The following is an 18,706-nucleotide window of genomic DNA, read 5'->3' on the forward strand; positions in this document are numbered from 1 at the left end:
ATTACTATTTTACATTAGAATAAGTTTCCAATAAAGTATAGATATGAAATGTAGTCGTGGTACTATATGGAATTTGTTGAAATAAAAAAATCTGCAACACTTAAAAAGGAATAGTGGCGGATAGAAACCCATATTATTAATGAGTCTTTATCCCTCCCTTTAAAAAGCGAGCAGATTGTTATTTTTTTAAAAATTTTATTTTAATAAAATATTAATAAATAGACATCGTTTCTTCATTTACATTTTCAAGAATTGATTTCACACGATTTAAAAACTTACCGCAAATTAGACCATCTAATACTCGGTGATCAAGGGATAAGCATAAATTAACCATGTCCCGAGCAGCAAACATATTATCGTTCATAATAACAGGTCTTTTTACGATTGATTCTACTTGTAAAATAGCTGCCTGAGGGTAATTGATAATCCCCATCGATTGGACTGAGCCAAATGAACCGGTATTATTGACCGTAAATGTTCCACCTTGCATATGCTCTTGTCGTAATTTCCCTGACCGTACGAGAGTTGATAATTCATGAATATCTTTCGCAATCCCTTTAATGGATTTATCATCGGCATTTTTAATTACCGGTACGAATAAAGCATCTTCAGTAGCAACCGCTATGGAAATATTAATATCCTTCTTCTGAATAATTTTATCTCCAGCCCAAACAGAATTCATCATCGGGAACTCTTTTAAAGCTTTGGCAACTGCCTTTACAAAGAAGGCAAAGTACGTAATGTTAAATCCTTCTTTTGCTTTAAAATCATTTTTTATTTTATTTCGATAGTTAACAAGATTTGTTACATCAACTTCCATCATCATCCATGCATGAGGCACTTCTTGTTTGCTTCTTACCATATTATTAGCAATTGCACGACGAACAGGTGTAACCGGAATTTCAATGTCACCAACTGCGCTAGCAATCGTATTTTCCTTTTTCGGAGCTTGTTCGTTTTCCCTTTGTAGTACTGGTTCTTGTGCTACAGTGTCTGTTTTCTGCGGGATATTACCCGTTTCAATAATTTTTAAAATATCTTTTCTTGTAATACGTCCGCCAAGTCCTGTACCTTCTACATGCTGTAAATCGATATCATGTTCATTGGCAAGTCTCAAAACAGCTGGAGAATAACGACCTTTTTGAGAAGAATCTTTTGAATTCGTTTCTGTAACAATTTTTGATTCTTCAGTTTTTGGTTTTTCACTGTTGTTCTCCGCACCCTTTGACTGTTCAACAGGTGTTGATCCATTTTCCACAGCCTCTATTTCAATCGTACAGACAAGGGCACCTACTGGTAATGTTTCCCCTTCTTTTGCTATTAGCTCTTTAATCGTTCCTGTAAAGGATGAAGGTATTTCAGCGTTTACTTTATCTGTCACAACTTCTGCTAAAGGATCATATTTGTTTACTTGATCCCCTGGTTGGACGAGCCATTTTTCAATAGTCCCTTCCGTAACACTTTCTCCAAGTTGCGGCATTAAAATCTGTTGAATCGACATAACGAACATCCTCCCTTTAGAAAGCAGCTAATTCACGCATTGCTTTTTCTATTTTATCCGGATTAATCATAAAGTATTTTTCCATCGGTGGTGCATATGGCATTGCAGGTACGTCTGGGCCAGCTAGTCTTTGTATTGGAGCGTCTAAATCGAATAAACAATTTTCCGCGATAATTGCTGCCACTTCACTCATGACGCTACCTTCTTTATTATCTTCAGTGATTAATAACACTTTCCCGGTTTTACTTGCAGCTTCAATAATAGCTTCTTTATCTAGAGGGTAAATCGTTCTTAAATCTAATACATGGGCTTCGATACCATCATCCGCAAGTCTTTCTGCTGCTTGAAGGGCAAAGTTTACAGCTAAGCCGTACGTAATAACCGTAATGTCATCCCCTTGACGTTTTACATCCGCTTTACCAATTGGAAGTACGTAGTCATCCGTAGGTACTTCCCCTTTTAATAGTCGGTAAGCTCGCTTATGCTCAAAAAATAAAACTGGATCATTGTCTCGAACTGCTGCTTTTAACAATCCTTTTGCATCATATGGTGTAGATGGAATGACAATTTTCAATCCTGGTGTGTTAGCAAATAGAGCTTCAACAGATTGGGAATGATAAAGGGCACCGTGAATACCTCCTCCAAAAGGAGCACGAATAACTAATGGACAGTCCCAATCGTTATTCGAACGATAACGAATTTTGGCTGCTTCAGAGACAATTTGATTGACCGCAGGCATGATAAAATCAGCGAATTGCATTTCCGCAATAGGTCTCATACCAACCATTGCCGCTCCAATCGCCACTCCCGCTATTGCACTTTCAGCAAGCGGTGTATCAAGTACTCGATATTCACCAAATTGATTGTAAAGGTCAGCAGTTGCTTTAAAAACGCCTCCTTTACGCCCTACATCTTCACCTAAAATGAAGACATTTTCATCCCGTTCTAGTTCTTCTTTCATGGCCAAATGAATAGCCTCAATATATGACATAACAGCCATTATTCGCCATCCCCTTCCTCATACACAAATTTCAATGCATGCTCTGGAGTTGCATACGGTGCATTTTCAGCATAATCGGTTGCTTCATTTACGATAGCCATAACCTTTTTATTCATTTCTTGTAGTCCTTCTTCCGTAATGACAGCTGCTTCTTTTAAATAATTTTCAAAAAGTAAAATCGGGTCATTTGCTCGACCTTCTGCTAAATCTTCAGCCGTACGATATTGTCGGTCATCATCATCCGAAGAGTGAGCAGTTAAACGATAAGTCACCGTCTCAATAAGCGTTGGTCCTTCCCCTCTTCTCGCTCTGTCTGCCGCCTCTTTTACAACACGGTAAACTTCTAAAGGATTTTGACCATCTACTGTATATCCTGGCATACCATAGCCAATCGCGCGATCAGATACTTGAGCACAACCTAATTGTCGTTCAACTGGTACAGAAATGGCATATTTATTATTTTCAACCATAATAATAACTGGTAATTTATGAACTCCTGCAAAGTTAGCACCTTCGTGGAAATCTCCTTGGTTTGTAGAACCTTCTCCGAGGGTAACGAAGGAAATAAAATCCTCTTGTCTAATTTTACCAGCAAGTGCTACACCAACTGCATGAGGAACTTGAGTCGCTACAGGTGAAGACCCAGTTAAAATACGATTTTTCTTTTGTCCGAAATGTCCAGGCATTTGACGTCCACCTGAATTTGGGTCCTCCGCTTTTGCAAAAGCAGATAACATTAATTCCTTTGGCGTCATTCCAAAGTGAAGGACTATACCCATATCACGATAATATGGAGCGATATAATCCTTTGTATGATCAAGGGCAAAAGCGGCACCGACTTGTGCAGCTTCTTGACCTTGGCAAGAAATTACGAATGGAATTTTACCAGAACGATTTAATAACCACATTCTTTCATCCAGCCTTCTTGCCATTAACATCGTTTCATACATTTTTAATACATCTTCATCGGAAAGTCCTAATTGTTTATGATTGATTTTTTCTTCGACCATCCAAACATCCCCTTTCAAAATATAAAGTGGAAATACTCTAAAAAGCGAAACCTACTAATATAATTTGGATTTTTTTCCCGCAAAAACCTACTTTAGTATACTTTAAACAATTTTTCAAATCTATTAAACTAAACTTTAAAAATGTATGGCTTTGCCATCTACAGCTAATGCTACTTCCCCCATAGCTTCACTTAATGATGGGTGCGGGTGAATTGTTTCTCCTATTTCCCATGGCGTTGCATCTAATAACATACCGAGTGCAGCTTCAGAAATAAGGTCTGTAACATGTGGACCAATCATATGAACGCCTAATAGGTCATTTGTCGCCTTATCCGCTATCATTTTAACAAAACCTTCTGATTGTCCATAAACTAAAGCTTTACCAATTGCTTTAAATGGAAATTGTCCAACTTTCACATCATACCCTTTTTCTATTGCTTGTTGCTCTGTTAAACCAACACTTGCTGCTTCAGGATAACTATATATACAACGAGCGATGTTCGTATAATTTAGTGGATGAGATGTGCCATTTACAATATGCTCCACTGCGGCTATCCCTTCGTGGGAAGCGACATGAGCTAATTGCATTCCACCAATTACATCCCCAATGGCGTAAATATGTTTCTCTTTCGTTTGATACACATCGTTGACTTTAATAAAATTCGAGTCATACTCAATTTCCGTATTTTCTAAGCCAATGCCGTTCACATTTCCAACACGCCCTACTGCGAGCAACATTTTCTCGGCTGAAAAGGATTGGGCGTTACCGTTCACATTAGCCGATAATGTAACCCCATTTGTTTGTTCAATGGAGTCTGCAATAATTTCTGTATTTTTATAAAACTTAATTCCCCTTTTGGCTAACTGTTTCTCCATTTCCTTGGAGATATCGACATCTTCAGTTGGAAGAATTCGATCCCCATATTCCAAAACAGTTACGTCGACTCCAAAGTCTGCTAACATGGAAGCCCATTCGATTCCAATCACCCCAGCCCCAACAATCATCATTGATTTTGGGAGAGATTGTAATTCTAACGCATGGTCTGATGATAAAATCACTTGACCGTCAACATTTATCCCATCTAAATTACGTGGTTTTGAACCAGTTGCAATAATGATGTTTTTGGGAAGCAACATTTCATTTTCTGAATTAGCCATTTCGACCGAAATAGTGCCTGGCATCGGAGAAAAAATTGAAGGACCTAAAATTCTTCCCGTTCCATAATAAACATCAATTTTCCCTTTTTTCATTAAACTCTTCACACCATTATGAAGTTGATCGATAATCGATTGTTTTCGTTTTTGTACGCCATCAAAATTAATTTTCACTTCTTGAATTTCAATACCGTATTGTTCTGCATTAACAGACTGTCTATATACTTCCGCGCTTCGAAGAAAAGCTTTACTTGGAATACACCCCTTATGCAAACAAGTACCACCAAGTTTTTCTTTTTCGACGATAGCCGTCTTTAAACCTAGTTGTGATGCTCTAATAGCAGCAACATAACCACCGGTACCTCCACCTAGAATTACTAAATCATATTCACGAGCCATGTAGTTTTCCTCCTAACAATTGGGGAAGCAAAGAAAGTCTTTACTCCCCTTTCCACTTAAGAAGCTTTATCTACCGTTTAATATATTTTTCCCGTTTTTAAGAAATTGAGAACGAGATTTTGAAATGCGTTCAATTCGTTCTTCTGCTAAACGATTTGCAGCTAAATAAGTTGGAATATTATCACGTTTTGATATTTCAAATATCTTAGTAATACTATCATAAATTGCTTCCACACGCTTCATTGCACGCTCTCTATTATATCCATATAATTCGTCAGCTACATTGATCACGCCACCTGCATTGATTACATAATCAGGCGCATAAACAATCCCCATTTCATGAATCATATCACCATGGGAAGAATCTTTTAATTGATTGTTAGCTGATCCAGCAATAACTTTTGCTTTTAATTGTGGAATTGTTTCATCATTAATAATAGCACCTAGGGCACATGGAGCAAAAATATCTACATCTTGACTATAAATATCTCCTGGATCTACCGCTACTGCATTGAAATCATTTACAACGCGATCAACTGCGTTTTTATTAATATCCGTAACGACTAACTTTGCCCCTTCGTTATATAAATACTCACATAACGTATACGCCACGTTACCAAGACCTTGAACAGCAATTGTTCGATCTTGAAGGCTATCAGAGCCGAAAGCTTCTTTTGCAGCTGCCTTCATTCCTAAATAAACACCATAAGCTGTTACAGGAGAAGGATTTCCTGAAGAACCAAAGGATGGGGATATACCAGTAACATAATCTGTTTCTTCGTGAATCAAGTCCATATCTGTCACACTAGTACCAACATCTTCAGCAGTAATATAACGACCGTTAAGTCCTTGAATAAAACGTCCTAAAGCACGGAACATCTCTTCATTTTTATCTTTAAAAGGATCACCGATAATAACTGTTTTTCCCCCACCAAGATTAAGTCCTGCAGCAGCATTTTTATAAGTCATGCCACGGGCAAGGCGAAGTGCATCTTCAATTGCTTGTTCTTCCGTTGCGTATGACCACATTCTTGCACCGCCTAATGCAGGTCCAAGAGTTGTATCATGGATAGCAATAATTGCTTTTAAACCTGATGTTTTGTCTTGGCAAAAAACTACTTGTTCATAATCGTATTTTTCTAGATATTTAAAAATCTCCACAATAACCCCTCCAAAAAGTAAGCGTTTTCTTTCTTGAATAGATAATGATTCAGCTAAAAAAATCATTATATTCATAATGATTCTTCAACCTAATTTAAACATACTTTTTATTATGGGAATTCGCAACAATAAATGTTAAAAACGGATTAATTAAGAATTTTCTAATTATTTGAATTATTATTCTACTTCATATATTTTCTATGCTTTCTTGACTTTCAATGGGACCATTGTAAAATAAAAGTAAGTGTGAGGTGTAAAACGAATGGCAAGATTACTAGCGTTTATCGTATTATTAATACCTGCCTTAATGGCTGGAGCAGGAATCAAATTTTTGAGGGATACATTGTTTGGTAAGTTAATTTCACCATTTCCATGGTTTTGGTTACAGTTCGTTGTCGGAATCGTATTCTTAATCCTCGGTCTTGGTTTCTTTGCAGGCTATTTATTAAATAAAGACCGTAAAAATGGAAGAATTGCACCGAAATATCAAAAAGGACCAAAATAAAAAGCAGACGTTCAAATTAAGGACATTGTCCCCTTCAATTGAACGTCTGTTTTCTTTTATTTTTTTCGGCTTTTGCTACCCGATCTGGATAATCCGTAATCCAACCAATGATAGAGGGATGTGGATTTCTAAGAAACGGCTCTTTACCATTCACTGAATAAAAACGGATTCCCTTTTTCGCCCTTTCAATCGCTACAAAAGTACTCGGCTTATAATATTTTTTATTAGCATGAATCACATCGATATGTGATAACGACTCCAATGTATTCCAATCAAATTTTTTTGTCACGATTAACGCTGTTTGAAAATCAGGTCTTTGCATTTTAACAATGCGCAATAATTCATCGTGAAAGGAAGAGAAGTGACTTCCCTTGGGCAAAACAACTCGTTGTAAAGCTTTAATAAGCGGTTCGCTATTTTGTAAAAAGGATTCCTTTAACTCTACATTTAAAGGGAGTTTGTATAAATCCGCCCATTCTACTACTTGTTGAAAGGTTGGAATTCGTTCCTTTGAATATTTTCGAAAAAAATGTTTACCTATTGGGTAATTCAAAAGTTCTTTATAGGAACAGTCATTAATTTTTTTCCGTTTCCCGGTTAGACGAAATAAATCCAAATCATGATAGACGATTAGTTCATCATCTTTTGTTAATTGGATATCAATTTCAACCCCGTCTGCCCCAAGTTTTCTCGCCTTTTCGAAGGCTTTAAACGTATTTTCCAATGCATAGCCAGATGCCCCGCGATGAGCAAAAATCGGAATAGAATTTGTCATTAAACATTCAGCTCTCCAGACTCTATACGGAATTTCCCTTGTGTTATATGATTTAGTAAGGAAGATTTTTTACCGATTTGTATAACGGTTCCCGGATAGGCAGATTTTGTTACAACGATTTCTTCTTTCCCCGCATCCTTTGCCTCATTCATTAATCGCTTGATTTCTTGATCAATTTCAATTGACAACTGCTTTTTCTTTTCTAATTCGCCCTTTAAATCTTCTAAACTTTGGAGTTGCTGAACATTCAATTTATCTTTATTTGCAATAATTCTGTCAATTTTAGCTGTAAAATCAATAATTTCTTCTTGTGTCTTTTTTAACAGAGAGGCTTTTTCTTGAATAATTTCCAAAAGCGTTTGTCTATTTAAATTTTTTATAATTAATTCTGTACGTCGTTCCAATCTATTTCCAGATATCGCTGTCACAATCTTATTTTTAGCAACAGCTTCCCCTCCAATAATCTTGCCTTTATTTTCATCTAATAAAATCGAATTGGCGGCTAAATTCGAACCAATCGAATAGTAACCGATTACAATTTCCTTTTTCGCAAGTAATTTCGCATTATTTACATGCTTGACAAAAATATTACCTCCTGCTTCGATTACCGTTTCATCAAGTCCAAAAATACCGCCCTTTATATAGACGTCCCCATTTTCGGATTTAATTAATTTTGCACCGGTAATCCCTTCTCGTCCTTCAATCGAAATATCACCGGTTGCTATTATCGAATAACCTGATCCGACAGTTCCTTTAATTGTAACTGAACCATCAAAGGTAATATTTCCCGTTTCGATCCCGACATCACCATCTATCGGCAGATGATCATTAACAGCTATAACACCTTGTTGGATTTCAATTACACCCGTTTTATTCGCATATAAAGTAATTTTCCCGTCTTTTTCTAGTTCATAAACTGATTTTGGATCATATTTTAAAGGAACATCATGACCAGAAGGTGCTGGAATCGTTTCACCAAATATCGTTACACCATCGATTCCTGGCCGGGCTGGAATTTTCTCCCCTACCCAATCCCCCTGTTGGATTTCTAAAACAAAATTCATTTCAAAATAATCTGCTTTACCATCTTCTCGTATGATTGGCTTTCTTTCAGGGATTTCGATATACGTAACGATGGCATCTTCCCCTTTTGTAGGCGGTGTACCCTCTGCTATAACATATAATTTACCTGGTTTTAATTGATCGATTTCTAATTCAATAATGCCGTGGCATATATTATGTTCATTTAACAAAGAACGAATATCTGATGCAATTTTTTCTTTATTATTTTTTAATTCCTCGACTGTTTCATTGACATAGATTGATGCGGACATGTGATCTTTTGATATTTCAATCTCAATATTCGGTAACCATTTCCCAATTTCTACAGGCTGCTCTGTCTCTGTAGCTAAAGTACTTTTCAATACAGCAAAATTGGTTAAACGAATACGAGGATATTGCCGTAAAATCATATCGATTTCTTTTAACGGAAATCCCCTTTTAATTGTTTGTAAAAGGACATTTCCGTTTTGTTCCGTTAATTCTAAAAAATCATTCGTATAAATTATCACCTGAAAATCACCCCTTTTTCCAGTATAAACAAAAAATTCCGTTTTGTTTAGAGGGTTATAGGATAATTTTCACATTACATCCATCTATTTAGAAAGCACTAATTTTTTTTACTTTTCTCCTTCTTTTCGATTTCCTTTTCGTCTTCGTCAATCTTAGACAACTTGGAAACAGGTTCTGATACAAAGCTTGGAATTTTAACGCCTAATGCACCGATGTTTTCGATCGTTGATAATCCTTCACGACCGACATAGTACATAATGGCTAAGGTTCTTATTAATGGTTGTTCATTGCCTACTAGCGTATCTAACATAACGGCGATAGCAATTACAATGAGAATAACCGCTTTACGTATGCCTCCCCAAAACATAATCTCACTATTTAATTTTTTCTTTTTAATCCCTACTAATACCCCTGTGACATAATCAATGACCATAAAGGCTACTAGAAATTTTAATGCCTGATCCCAACCGCCTAACCAGTAGGTAACAAACGTCCCAAACAGAGAAACAATAGAATTAAAGGAAAATTCTTTCATGTTCAGCCTCCTTTATAATTAAAATGGAATATTCGTTTAAGTTAAATGGATTTGATTTGTTTTATATTGAAGTAGGCTCTTTCTTTTCAGGTCAAAAAGAGACGCAATTACATGCGTCCCTATAGTCCTTCCATATGCCAAACGATTACACTTTACAAACGATATAATCAACGGCCACAACACCTGTACCGGCTTTATCTCTTTGAGTAAAAGCAACGTTCATTGTCGCATTCGACTGATCTATTTTCGTTACGGTAACAACGGGATTAACTTTAAATCCTTCTGGAGCATAAATATTCCGCACGTAAACCGCAATAGTATCTCGAGCACTTTTTCGACTAATATAGACCGTTCCTTCCCAACTGGCTACTTTATAGCCGTTATCGTACCAACTGGAGTCAATCACAATACGAGCGATAATTTTCCCATAATCCCAAGTAGGAGGAAGTTTAAAGGTCAATGAATGTTTTTCTTGATGGCCAAAATTTTGATAATCGCAAATTTTCAATTGTCGGTCATTGTACAATAACAAATCGCCTTCTTCTGATAAGTCTCCCTTCATCGAAAAGCTCGAGGAGATTTGAATATTGTCATCGTCTAGTTCAGGTAAAATAATGTTTCCTTTATTTAAACCACTCGTCTGAACATTTGTAGCGGAAATGTTGACCGGATTGATCATTCCAAAAGCATAAGCGTTTTTGTTTTGTCCTTCATGAAACATATTTAAATTTGTAATACTTAAAGAAGTATCCCCTACATCAACCCATGAACTTTTATCGATACGAATGAACGATGAGCCATCATTCGAATAGGTGCCATCAATGTTAACATTACTTAGTATGACATTACGTTGTAGACGACCTAAGTTAATACCGACCTCTCTAAATTGTTCAATGTAAATATTATCAATCGTTGTATTAAAGCCATTTTCTATATTAAGGGACCATGTTTGAATACCATAAGTATGAACCCCATTAATATGCCAACCAGCAGCACTTCCAATGTCGATTGCTGCCCAAGCATCTGTAGCTACAATAATGTTATTTAATACCCCATCGGTAATTTTGTTATTATCGGCTTCTCCTAAGAAAATCGCCGTATCGCCGGAGCTTCGAACGATGATATTTAGAAATTTGTTTTCGATTAGCGTACCAGTAGCTAATATCGTCCCATCTTCATGTTTATGGGACATATAGATCGCACGTCCACCGATGTTTATAAATTCTAAATTTTGATAGATTGACCAATATGAGATGCAATATAATCCGTGATTGTTCGGATTTTCTACATTACCTTCAAAAATAAGATTTTCTAAAAGTCCTCTAGCAGTAATTCCAGACGTTTTATCTCGTAACACACGATGCATGAGAATCGGTTTATCAGCTGTCGTTAAGCTTAACGTAGCACCATTCCCATTAATACGAGCCCAATTATAATAGAGTGTATCGTGTAGAATATATTTTCGAGGAGATAAAGTTACGTTTTGTTCATTTGCTTCCGCATAGTCAATCGCTCGTTGTAAAAACCCTTCATCACCTACTTCTCCCGGCAGCTTAGGAAAATTCTCGGGAATAACTCCTAAGCCTAAATTAATCACTGCCTCCCGTTGATCTAAAACTTCAAAGTTTTCGTTAAGCTCATTCATAGTCACTCCGCTGTTTTGATTGAAAAGATGTAACTTTAAATTTTTTGATTTATCACCACTCATTTCGCTTCCTCCTTATACGAATCATTCGTACTCTTTATATTGCTATATGTGCTCGGAACAACATTTACTGTATAGTTGTTAGTCAATATTTCTATTAGTTTCGTGATTGACAACATAATAGAAAGTAAATCTATATCATCTATATACAGATTCTCCTGTCAAAGGGAAGTTTTACTATTGTTTGTACATATCCTATTCTAGTTCCTTCCAATAAGCTAAGTTGGAAGCCTAAGATGGCATAATAAAAAAACACTCCTAACCCAAGGGATTTCCTTGAAATTAGAAGTGTTTTCTCTTCTCTTCATAAAAGTAACAATAAGCCACGAATGTTTAGCTAGCCACTAATTCAATACGAATTTTATCGGCAATCATGGCAATGAATTCTGAGTTAGTTGGTTTTGATTTTAAATGGTGGACAGTATAACCGTTGATATATCAAGGTTTTAAAAACAATGAAATAACTAAATTCTACGTTATTTATAGGTTTATATCTTAAGTATTCATTGCTTAATTAATTTAGATACTTAATTCAATTATAGAGTGTATGTTAATAATTGCAAATAAAAAGAAGGCATTTTGCCTTTTAATTATTAGAACTAATCTACATAGTACAACAACATTAGAGTTGTTGATGCTGAAGCCATAAACTGTATCCTGTTAAGTCCAACCTTATAAACGTTAATTGAATTATTAAGGGATTAAGAATCATAAAAGTAGATTGTAAATCCCATGTCTTTATGATTGTATATATCGTTGATTCAACTGTATCCTAACGTTAGTCAATTTGCAACTGTCGACATACAATGATTTATAATAATTAACTCAAATACAGCTTGTAATCAGACTATACAATTGTATAATTACTACCACAACCTTACTCATAAATCTTATAGTAAATTTCTCTTAAGACTTTATCCACTACTTTAATACATTCTTTTATGTAGTTATCCTCAACAACTATTTGTCTCATATTATCTAAACTTAACAAACTCGACTCTTTAATTATATCATATGCCTTTTTATGAATAACATTTTCTTCAATTTTATCCGCTTTAAAATTAAGGTCAATTTCAATTTTCCCATTACTATGCATATGGGAACTATAATAACCTTTACTTGTTGTTAGGGTGGAATGTCAACACAAAACTGGACAACCTTTATAAGGACCTATTCTTGAATTCCACAGGCGTTAAATAGCCTAGTGTTCCGTGAATTCGAATGTTATTGAACCAATGAACATAATCATTAAGTTCAAGAGATAGCTGTTCAAGAGAAGCGAAGTGTGCGCCATTTGCGAATTCGGTTTTAAATACTTTGAACATCGCTTCGGCCATTTCATTATCATAAGGGCAGCCTTCATACTTCTGAATCCCAAATGTCTCTAAGACCCCTGAAATGAGTTTGTTATCAAACTCTTTCCCACGGTCTGTGTGGAACATCTTGATGTTATGTAAATTCCCTTTTATGCTAGCTAATGCTTGATATACAAGGTCTGCTGTCTTATTTGGACCGGCACTGTGACCAATAATTTCTCGATTGAAAAGGTCGACAAATAAGCATACATAGTGCCATTTTTTCTCAACACGGACGTATGTTAAATCACTGACAACTACTGCGAATTGTTCTTCTGTTTTAAACTGCCGATCTAACTCATTTTTGATTGGTGCTTCATTACAGGTTTGCTTATGCAGCTTGTATTGGGCCACAGTATAATTTGATACCAGTCCTAATTGTTTCATGATTCGACCGATTCGACGACGGGAAACAATCTTACCTTGTTTCTCTAATTCTACTTTAAGTTTACGAGTACCATAGTTACTACGACTTTCCTTAAAAAGGCGTTGAATATCGTTGGAAAGCTCAACTTCTTCTTTGTCATGTGCTTCTTTTTCACGCAGATTGGCGTGATAGTAATAGGTGCTTTTGGCGATGTTGAGGACGTTACACATTGCTGATACTGAATATTTGTGAGCGTTGTTTCGAATCACATCTATTTTCGTCCCATGATCAGCGCTGCTTGCTTTAAAATGTCATTCTCCATCATTAAACGTTGGTTTTCTTTTCGTAATCTAATTAATTCCTTTTCTTCTTCAGTACGATTGTCTTCTGCAGTAAATGAGCCAGTCTCTTGATGGTTTTTAATCCAGCGATCTAACGCAGAAGGCGTTATTTCATATTCTCGACAGATATCTGCACGAGACTTTCCATTTTCATAAAGCTTTACTAGTTGTAATTTGAATTTTGTTGTAAAAGTTCGACGTTGACGTGGCATAATAGCAGGCTCCCTTTAGGTTAGTATGTTAAGTCTACTAGCCCTTATAGTATCTGTCCAACTTAGTGTAACCGATTCAGGGTATTTTTTGAAAGGATTTAATAAAGAACCCCTACAACAATTTTAGGTTATTATAGTTCCCATAAGTATAATATTCGTACTTATAGGAACTTAATTGAATAACTCAATCGTTACCTTAGAAAAACATTAAGAAGAAGGAGTACCTGTTATTAAGGCTCGATAATAATTGTAAGCATTTAAATCATAGCTAATCGAAGTTCATTAGAAGAATTACACTTTTTAATTTAGCAAAGAACCTTTGATTAATTTGGAAAGACGGTTCACAATCATTTTCCAATCAGAAAAAGGTTCAATTTTTTCAATTTCAAGAAAATCAAGAATTTCATATTTTAATGGCTTAAGATATAAATCAATAATAGTATTTATTATATTTGTCGGATAATTGGATTCTTGATTTATCTTGTTGGTTAAATACCCAAAAAAGTTACTTTCATTATTCTCAGAATCGATGTCATAATGAATCATGTTCCTCATTTCACTACATTCTTCTTTAATTTCTATTTCATATTTCTCTATAAGTCGTTTTACTCTCCCATCACTTTCATTATTCCATTCATTAAATTGTTTTTTGGAGTGGTTTCTTATATTCAATAAGTTGTCCATAATTTCATCAGTCTTTAAGGTTGTTAATCTTAATAGTATATAAGAATCTAAAAACAAAGGATTTTTTAATTTGGTCATATATCTGTCCCTAAGCCAAATTACATCGTTTATTTCTTGTAAACTAAAAATCAACCTAAGTTTAAAGGTATTCATTAAATCATCATCAGAAGAAAATAAAGCTTTATGATTTATATCTCTACATTCATACGAATTTTCTGCATCTATTCTTTCAATAAAATCAGTATTGGTAGGTAAGCTTATGCCAAAAGTCTTTTCTAATGATTGTGATAATAGTACGCTTATTTCACCTATATATTCAGCAAAAGAGAGTGTACGCTCTCTAATTTGTGCTTTCTCTTCCAAACTAGGAAAAGGGAGATTACCTGTATCAATAAGAATGTATGCTATATAAAGTGTGCTGCCAACAACTTCATCATCATCATTCAAATAAAATCCTATGTTGTTCACATCTTCACCATAAGCATTAATATGATAATCCAGAACTTTCCGATACATTTTTTGATTATGACCTCTTTTTTTTATGTAGAGATGAATATGGTTTCGAATTGTATTCACTCGTTCATCAATTCCAATAAAATCTGTAAAAAAAGCATTTGAAAATTCATCAATGATTAAGCATATATCTCTCAGTAACGAATACACATGTGTACATGTAAATTCCTTATTTCCACGCATATTCAAAATAAGCCTTTGAATCGCTTTTAAATCTGTATAAGCTGTAAGTACAACACTTGAATTAATAATATCACCTAGCTTTCCAACTTGATTTAATACATATTCTTATTTTATACAATAGTTGAAAGTGCATAAAGTAGTAACTATTTATTTTAATAGCTTCTAATATAATAGCTGCTGTAAAATGTAGAATTCTCCTAAAAAAGAGCAGCCACAATGACCGCTCCCTTTTTGTCCACATTATACATCTAGTGTATTTAGTGGATTATTATTAGCAACATCACATATCAAAGAGACTTGTTATGCACAACCTTTTTTTGCTACTTTAGGGTTGTTATTATTCATTTAGAGGATTGTGTACAAGACTATTTCTCCCTGTAATTCACAATCCCTAATTAACTTCTATAATATTCGTAATTTAGTCACAAACTTCCGGTATACCTTTAACTTTAGCTGTTCTAAAGAAGTACCGCAGCCACATGATGCGATGGCGTTCGGATTGTCCATTAATAATCCACCGTCTATATGTCAAGATTATTTAAAGGACTATGTTTTTGATATTTTCTACCAATTTCAACGTCAGAGAAATCTAAATATGCTTTCATCGTTGTTGAAATATCTGAATGCCCTAACAGTTTTGATAACGTAGCAAAATCACCATTCTGTAAAAGATAATACTTCGCAAAATTATTTCTAAGCAAATGTGGATGAACTTCTAATCCGATTTCTTTCCCCTTCCTCCTAACTGTAGCTTCGAAATTAGTAACATTTAATTTCGTACCTCTGCTTGTTGGAAATAAATAGTCACTATTTCTGAGTATTTATCCCTATGTTTAATCCATCTTTTTAAATCCATAGACATTTTATAACCAAAATACACATACCTCTCATGACCATTTTTAGTTTTTCTTACAAGAATCGATTTAGTTTTAAAATCAATATCTTCTGGCATTAATTCACAACATTCACTAGCACGTAATCCCGTATCCAGAATTAATTTAAGTTGAATAAATGTTCTATATTCATGAAATTTAGACAAATCATAAGCACCTAACATTAACTTAATATCTTCTGGAGATAATAATTCTTTCTTTTTTCGTTTAGGCTTTATTTTATCGATTTTTTCCATAGGGTTGTTATCTATTTCACGTTCACTTTTTAGGAAATTAAAGAACACTCTAATATTTCGAGTATAATTGGCTATTGTAGTGTCACTTATCGGCTTTTTATAGTCTTCCCGTCTATTTGGGTAGTTTATATTTAAAGTCTTGTCTGAACCTGTTACAGTGTATTTCCCACGTTCCCTTAAATATTTTATATAGTGTCTTATATGACTCGTTTTAACCTCTGAAGCATCGTGAATTCCCAATTCCTGTACTAAATAATTTCTAAATAATATTAATGTCTGCTCATAAGACTTTAATGTCTTTTTTGACAAATTTTTGGCATCACAATACAACATAAAATTGTCTAACTGTAAATCTATTTCGATAATTGTTCTGTCTTTTTTTAACATAAAAAAGCACCTCCATTTATTAGTTGATATAAACCCAATAAATAGACGTGCTTAAGAATTAATTGATATTCATTTAGTTATTTATTGCTTTGTTTAGTAGTTTATTTCTTAATTAATTTAGTGTAATGACACCTTTAAACTACTACAAATACCATCACACCAACCTTAGCTCGCCACTAATTCAATACGAATTTTATCGGCAATCATGGCAATGAATTCTGAGTTAGTTGGTTTTGATTTTAAATGGTGGACTGTATAACCAAACATTTGGGAAATCGATTCGTAATTTCCACGGTTCCACGCCACTTCAATGGCATGACGAATTGCTCTTTCTACACGAGAAGGAGTTGTACCGAATTTTTTTGCTATCTCTGGATATAAAATTTTTGTCACAGAACCTAACAATTCAATGTCATAATAAACCATTTGGATTGCTTCCCTTAAATATGAATAGCCTTTAATATGAGCAGGAACACCAATTTCCTTTATAATTGCAGTAATCGTTGTGTCAAGTTGCCGTTGATTTACTTTAGCTTGTCCATCCGGTTGAAGAATGCTTTGTCTTTTTACACTCTCTGTTTTTTGTCCAGCACAGTGTAATATTTTTTGTACAAGCTGATCAAATTCAAATGGTTTTAACATGAAGTAGGAAGCACCATATGTAACTGCTTGCTTCATAACATCTTCTTGTCCAAAGGCTGTTAACATGATTACTTGAGTTTTCGCAAGACGATCGTCACTATACATTACCTCAAGTACGCCAAGTCCATCTAAATGTGGCATGATTATATCAAGCAGTAATACATCTGGTTGAAATTCTTCTAACATTTTAATACAAAGTTTACCGTTTGCTGCAGTCGCTACTACTTCAATATCAGGATGATTTTCAAAAAATTGTTCCATCGTTCTGACTAAATCTCGGTTATCGTCGGCAATTGCCACTTTTACTTTCGCCAAAAAAATTCCTCCTTAGATTCATTAATACAAGTATTCTACTTAATTAGTATTCCGTCTCATTTTATGCCACAGTTTTACTATACTTGACAATTGTAATTTCGACATCAGTTAGAAAATTCCTTTAATTTATAAAAAAATGATAAACTAGTCCGAAGGTTTCATGTTTTCTCGACATTATTTTTGAATTCCTCTTAATTAAACTATAACAAAAAACATTTCACGTCATGATTTTGTTATAAATAACAAAAAAAGACTACACTTTCCATGAAAAGTGTAGTCTTTTTGCTTATTTCGGTTTTTTCTTTAACATTTCTGTAACCGTAATTGCTGCCCCTTTAGATGGTTGTTCGACAAACATATGCGTTACCGCACCTACAAATTGTCCTTTTTGTATAATCGGGCTGCCACTCATCCCTTGAAGGATACCACCTGTTTTTTCTAATAATTCTTTATCGGTTACGACAAACTGTAAAAAATTATCTTCGATTTTGGTTATGTCTATTTCAAAGGCTTCCACTTCCGACCCTTCAATAGCCGTATAAAGTTCTGCCTTACCGAGCTCAATTTCTTCTTCGTTCATAATATCAATTGGTTTGCGTAAACTTTCTTTTAAGTCGCTTTCCCAGCTACCGAAAATGCCATATAAGTCGTTGGATTTAACATTTCCTAAACGAATGTTGTTATGATCAATAACGGAAATTTTGTAACCAGGATTTCCCGGACTGCTTTTCTTGATCTGTTCTATGGAGGCTAAAAAGATGGAACCGTCCGTAAAGTCTGGGGGTTCATTTAAAACACCATCGATTATTTGGTGACCCAAAGCACCATATTGTTTCGACTCTGGATCTATAAAGGTTAATGTACCTATGCCATCTGTTTCATCTTTCAAAAACGGTAAAATATTATTTGCTTGTTCACTTGTTAATGAAAGCTCTCGTTTTTCTTGGGCTTTCTGTTTTACGGATAATGTAAGTTCATTCGAGGAAATTTGATCTTTTATTTTTTCGACAGATGTTACAGATGAACCGTTTACTTCTGTAATGACGTCACCCTTCTTTAACCAATGTCCATTTGGTAATAAAACATCGTGGGCAACGTATACAAATGGCAATTGTAACTGTATCCCAATTGATTCACCCATTGGTATTAATTTCTTCGCAAAGGCTTCTGCATTTGGCGAAAAAATAAATACCATGAATAGGACCAAAGACAACAGATTACGCAAATGGCATTTCATAGTCCACCTCCTTTAAGATTTGT

The 18,706-nt window shown here is 34.8% G+C and carries 14 protein-coding genes and 3 pseudogenes; 1 reads left to right on the forward strand and 16 read right to left on the reverse strand.

All coding sequences use genetic code 11. From position 1 onward, the window contains the following. Window positions 1–211: 211 nt before the first annotated feature. The 5 genes from MHH69_RS09960 to MHH69_RS09980 all read right to left on the reverse strand — a co-directional run bounded on the left by MHH69_RS09960 (window position 212) and on the right by MHH69_RS09980 (window position 6,226). Window positions 212–1,501, reverse strand: coding sequence for a dihydrolipoamide acetyltransferase family protein (locus MHH69_RS09960; RefSeq protein WP_122973301.1), 1,290 nt, complete (start codon window positions 1,499–1,501; stop codon window positions 212–214). Window positions 1,502–1,517: 16 nt separating this feature from the next. After that, a complete protein-coding gene (locus MHH69_RS09965) occupies window positions 1,518–2,501 on the reverse strand; it encodes an alpha-ketoacid dehydrogenase subunit beta (protein ID WP_122973300.1) in 984 nt (327 codons plus the stop codon). Continuing rightward, the gene (locus tag MHH69_RS09970; protein ID WP_122973299.1) at window positions 2,501–3,511 is read right to left on the reverse strand and encodes a thiamine pyrophosphate-dependent dehydrogenase E1 component subunit alpha; all 1,011 of its coding nucleotides are present in this window, start codon (window positions 3,509–3,511) and stop codon (window positions 2,501–2,503) included. The genes MHH69_RS09965 and MHH69_RS09970 overlap by 1 nt, the downstream gene beginning before the upstream one ends. A gap of 135 nt (window positions 3,512–3,646) precedes the next feature. After that, the gene (gene lpdA / locus MHH69_RS09975; RefSeq protein ID WP_122973298.1) at window positions 3,647–5,065 is read right to left on the reverse strand and encodes a dihydrolipoyl dehydrogenase; all 1,419 of its coding nucleotides are present in this window, start codon (window positions 5,063–5,065) and stop codon (window positions 3,647–3,649) included. Window positions 5,066–5,131: 66 nt separating this feature from the next. Continuing rightward, a complete protein-coding gene (locus MHH69_RS09980) occupies window positions 5,132–6,226 on the reverse strand; it encodes a Leu/Phe/Val dehydrogenase (protein ID WP_122973308.1) in 1,095 nt (364 codons plus the stop codon). Window positions 6,227–6,488: 262 nt separating this feature from the next. Between MHH69_RS09980 and MHH69_RS09985 the strand changes: the two genes are divergently transcribed. After that, window positions 6,489–6,731 carry a DUF2627 domain-containing protein gene (locus MHH69_RS09985; protein ID WP_122973297.1) on the forward strand — a complete coding sequence of 81 codons (243 nt, stop codon included), beginning with the start codon at window positions 6,489–6,491 and terminating at the stop codon, window positions 6,729–6,731. A 34-nt stretch (window positions 6,732–6,765) separates the two neighbouring features. Here the strand turns inward: MHH69_RS09985 and MHH69_RS09990 are convergent, their stop codons facing one another. The 11 genes and pseudogenes from MHH69_RS09990 to MHH69_RS10045 all read right to left on the reverse strand — a co-directional run bounded on the left by MHH69_RS09990 (window position 6,766) and on the right by MHH69_RS10045 (window position 18,683). Next, window positions 6,766–7,506, reverse strand: coding sequence for a glycerophosphodiester phosphodiesterase (locus tag MHH69_RS09990; RefSeq protein WP_122973296.1), 741 nt, complete (start codon window positions 7,504–7,506; stop codon window positions 6,766–6,768). Next, window positions 7,506–9,077, reverse strand: coding sequence for a DUF342 domain-containing protein (locus MHH69_RS09995; RefSeq protein WP_122973295.1), 1,572 nt, complete (start codon window positions 9,075–9,077; stop codon window positions 7,506–7,508). Before MHH69_RS09995 ends, MHH69_RS09990 begins: the two co-directional genes overlap by 1 nt. A gap of 98 nt (window positions 9,078–9,175) precedes the next feature. Continuing rightward, window positions 9,176–9,613, reverse strand: a complete 438-nt coding sequence (locus MHH69_RS10000) for a phage holin family protein (RefSeq protein ID WP_122973294.1) — start codon at window positions 9,611–9,613, stop codon at window positions 9,176–9,178. A 145-nt stretch (window positions 9,614–9,758) separates the two neighbouring features. Further along, complete coding sequence (locus MHH69_RS10005) at window positions 9,759–11,321, reverse strand: hypothetical protein (RefSeq protein ID WP_122973293.1); 1,563 nt, start codon at window positions 11,319–11,321, stop codon at window positions 9,759–9,761. 330 nt (window positions 11,322–11,651) lie between these two features. After that, window positions 11,652–11,747: pseudogene (locus MHH69_RS10010) on the reverse strand (sporulation initiation factor Spo0A C-terminal domain-containing protein); the annotation flags it as partial. A 731-nt stretch (window positions 11,748–12,478) separates the two neighbouring features. Continuing rightward, window positions 12,479–13,593 (reverse strand): IS3 family transposase gene (locus MHH69_RS10015; RefSeq protein ID WP_445954569.1). Its coding sequence is split into 2 segments (ribosomal slippage): window positions 12,479–13,347 and window positions 13,347–13,593, totalling 1,116 coding nucleotides; the frame shifts between segments, so codons are not numbered across the junction. Window positions 13,594–13,893: 300 nt separating this feature from the next. Beyond that, window positions 13,894–14,979, reverse strand: coding sequence for a hypothetical protein (locus MHH69_RS10020; protein WP_341362242.1), 1,086 nt, complete (start codon window positions 14,977–14,979; stop codon window positions 13,894–13,896). 412 nt (window positions 14,980–15,391) lie between these two features. Next, window positions 15,392–15,492, reverse strand: a pseudogene (locus MHH69_RS10025) (iron-sulfur cluster assembly accessory protein); the annotation flags it as partial. Between the two features lie 2 nt (window positions 15,493–15,494). After that, window positions 15,495–16,468, reverse strand: a pseudogene (locus MHH69_RS10035) (tyrosine-type recombinase/integrase). Window positions 16,469–16,654: 186 nt separating this feature from the next. Next, the gene (spo0A, locus tag MHH69_RS10040; RefSeq protein WP_341362244.1) at window positions 16,655–17,446 is read right to left on the reverse strand and encodes a sporulation transcription factor Spo0A; all 792 of its coding nucleotides are present in this window, start codon (window positions 17,444–17,446) and stop codon (window positions 16,655–16,657) included. 286 nt (window positions 17,447–17,732) lie between these two features. Next, window positions 17,733–18,683, reverse strand: coding sequence for a SpoIVB peptidase S55 domain-containing protein (locus tag MHH69_RS10045; RefSeq protein ID WP_122971839.1), 951 nt, complete (start codon window positions 18,681–18,683; stop codon window positions 17,733–17,735). Window positions 18,684–18,706 lie beyond the last annotated feature (23 nt).

Origin of the sequence: Ureibacillus sp. FSL E2-3493 (genome assembly GCF_038077515.1) — a bacterium.
Classification (GTDB): domain Bacteria; phylum Bacillota; class Bacilli; order Bacillales_A; family Planococcaceae; genus Ureibacillus; species Ureibacillus halotolerans.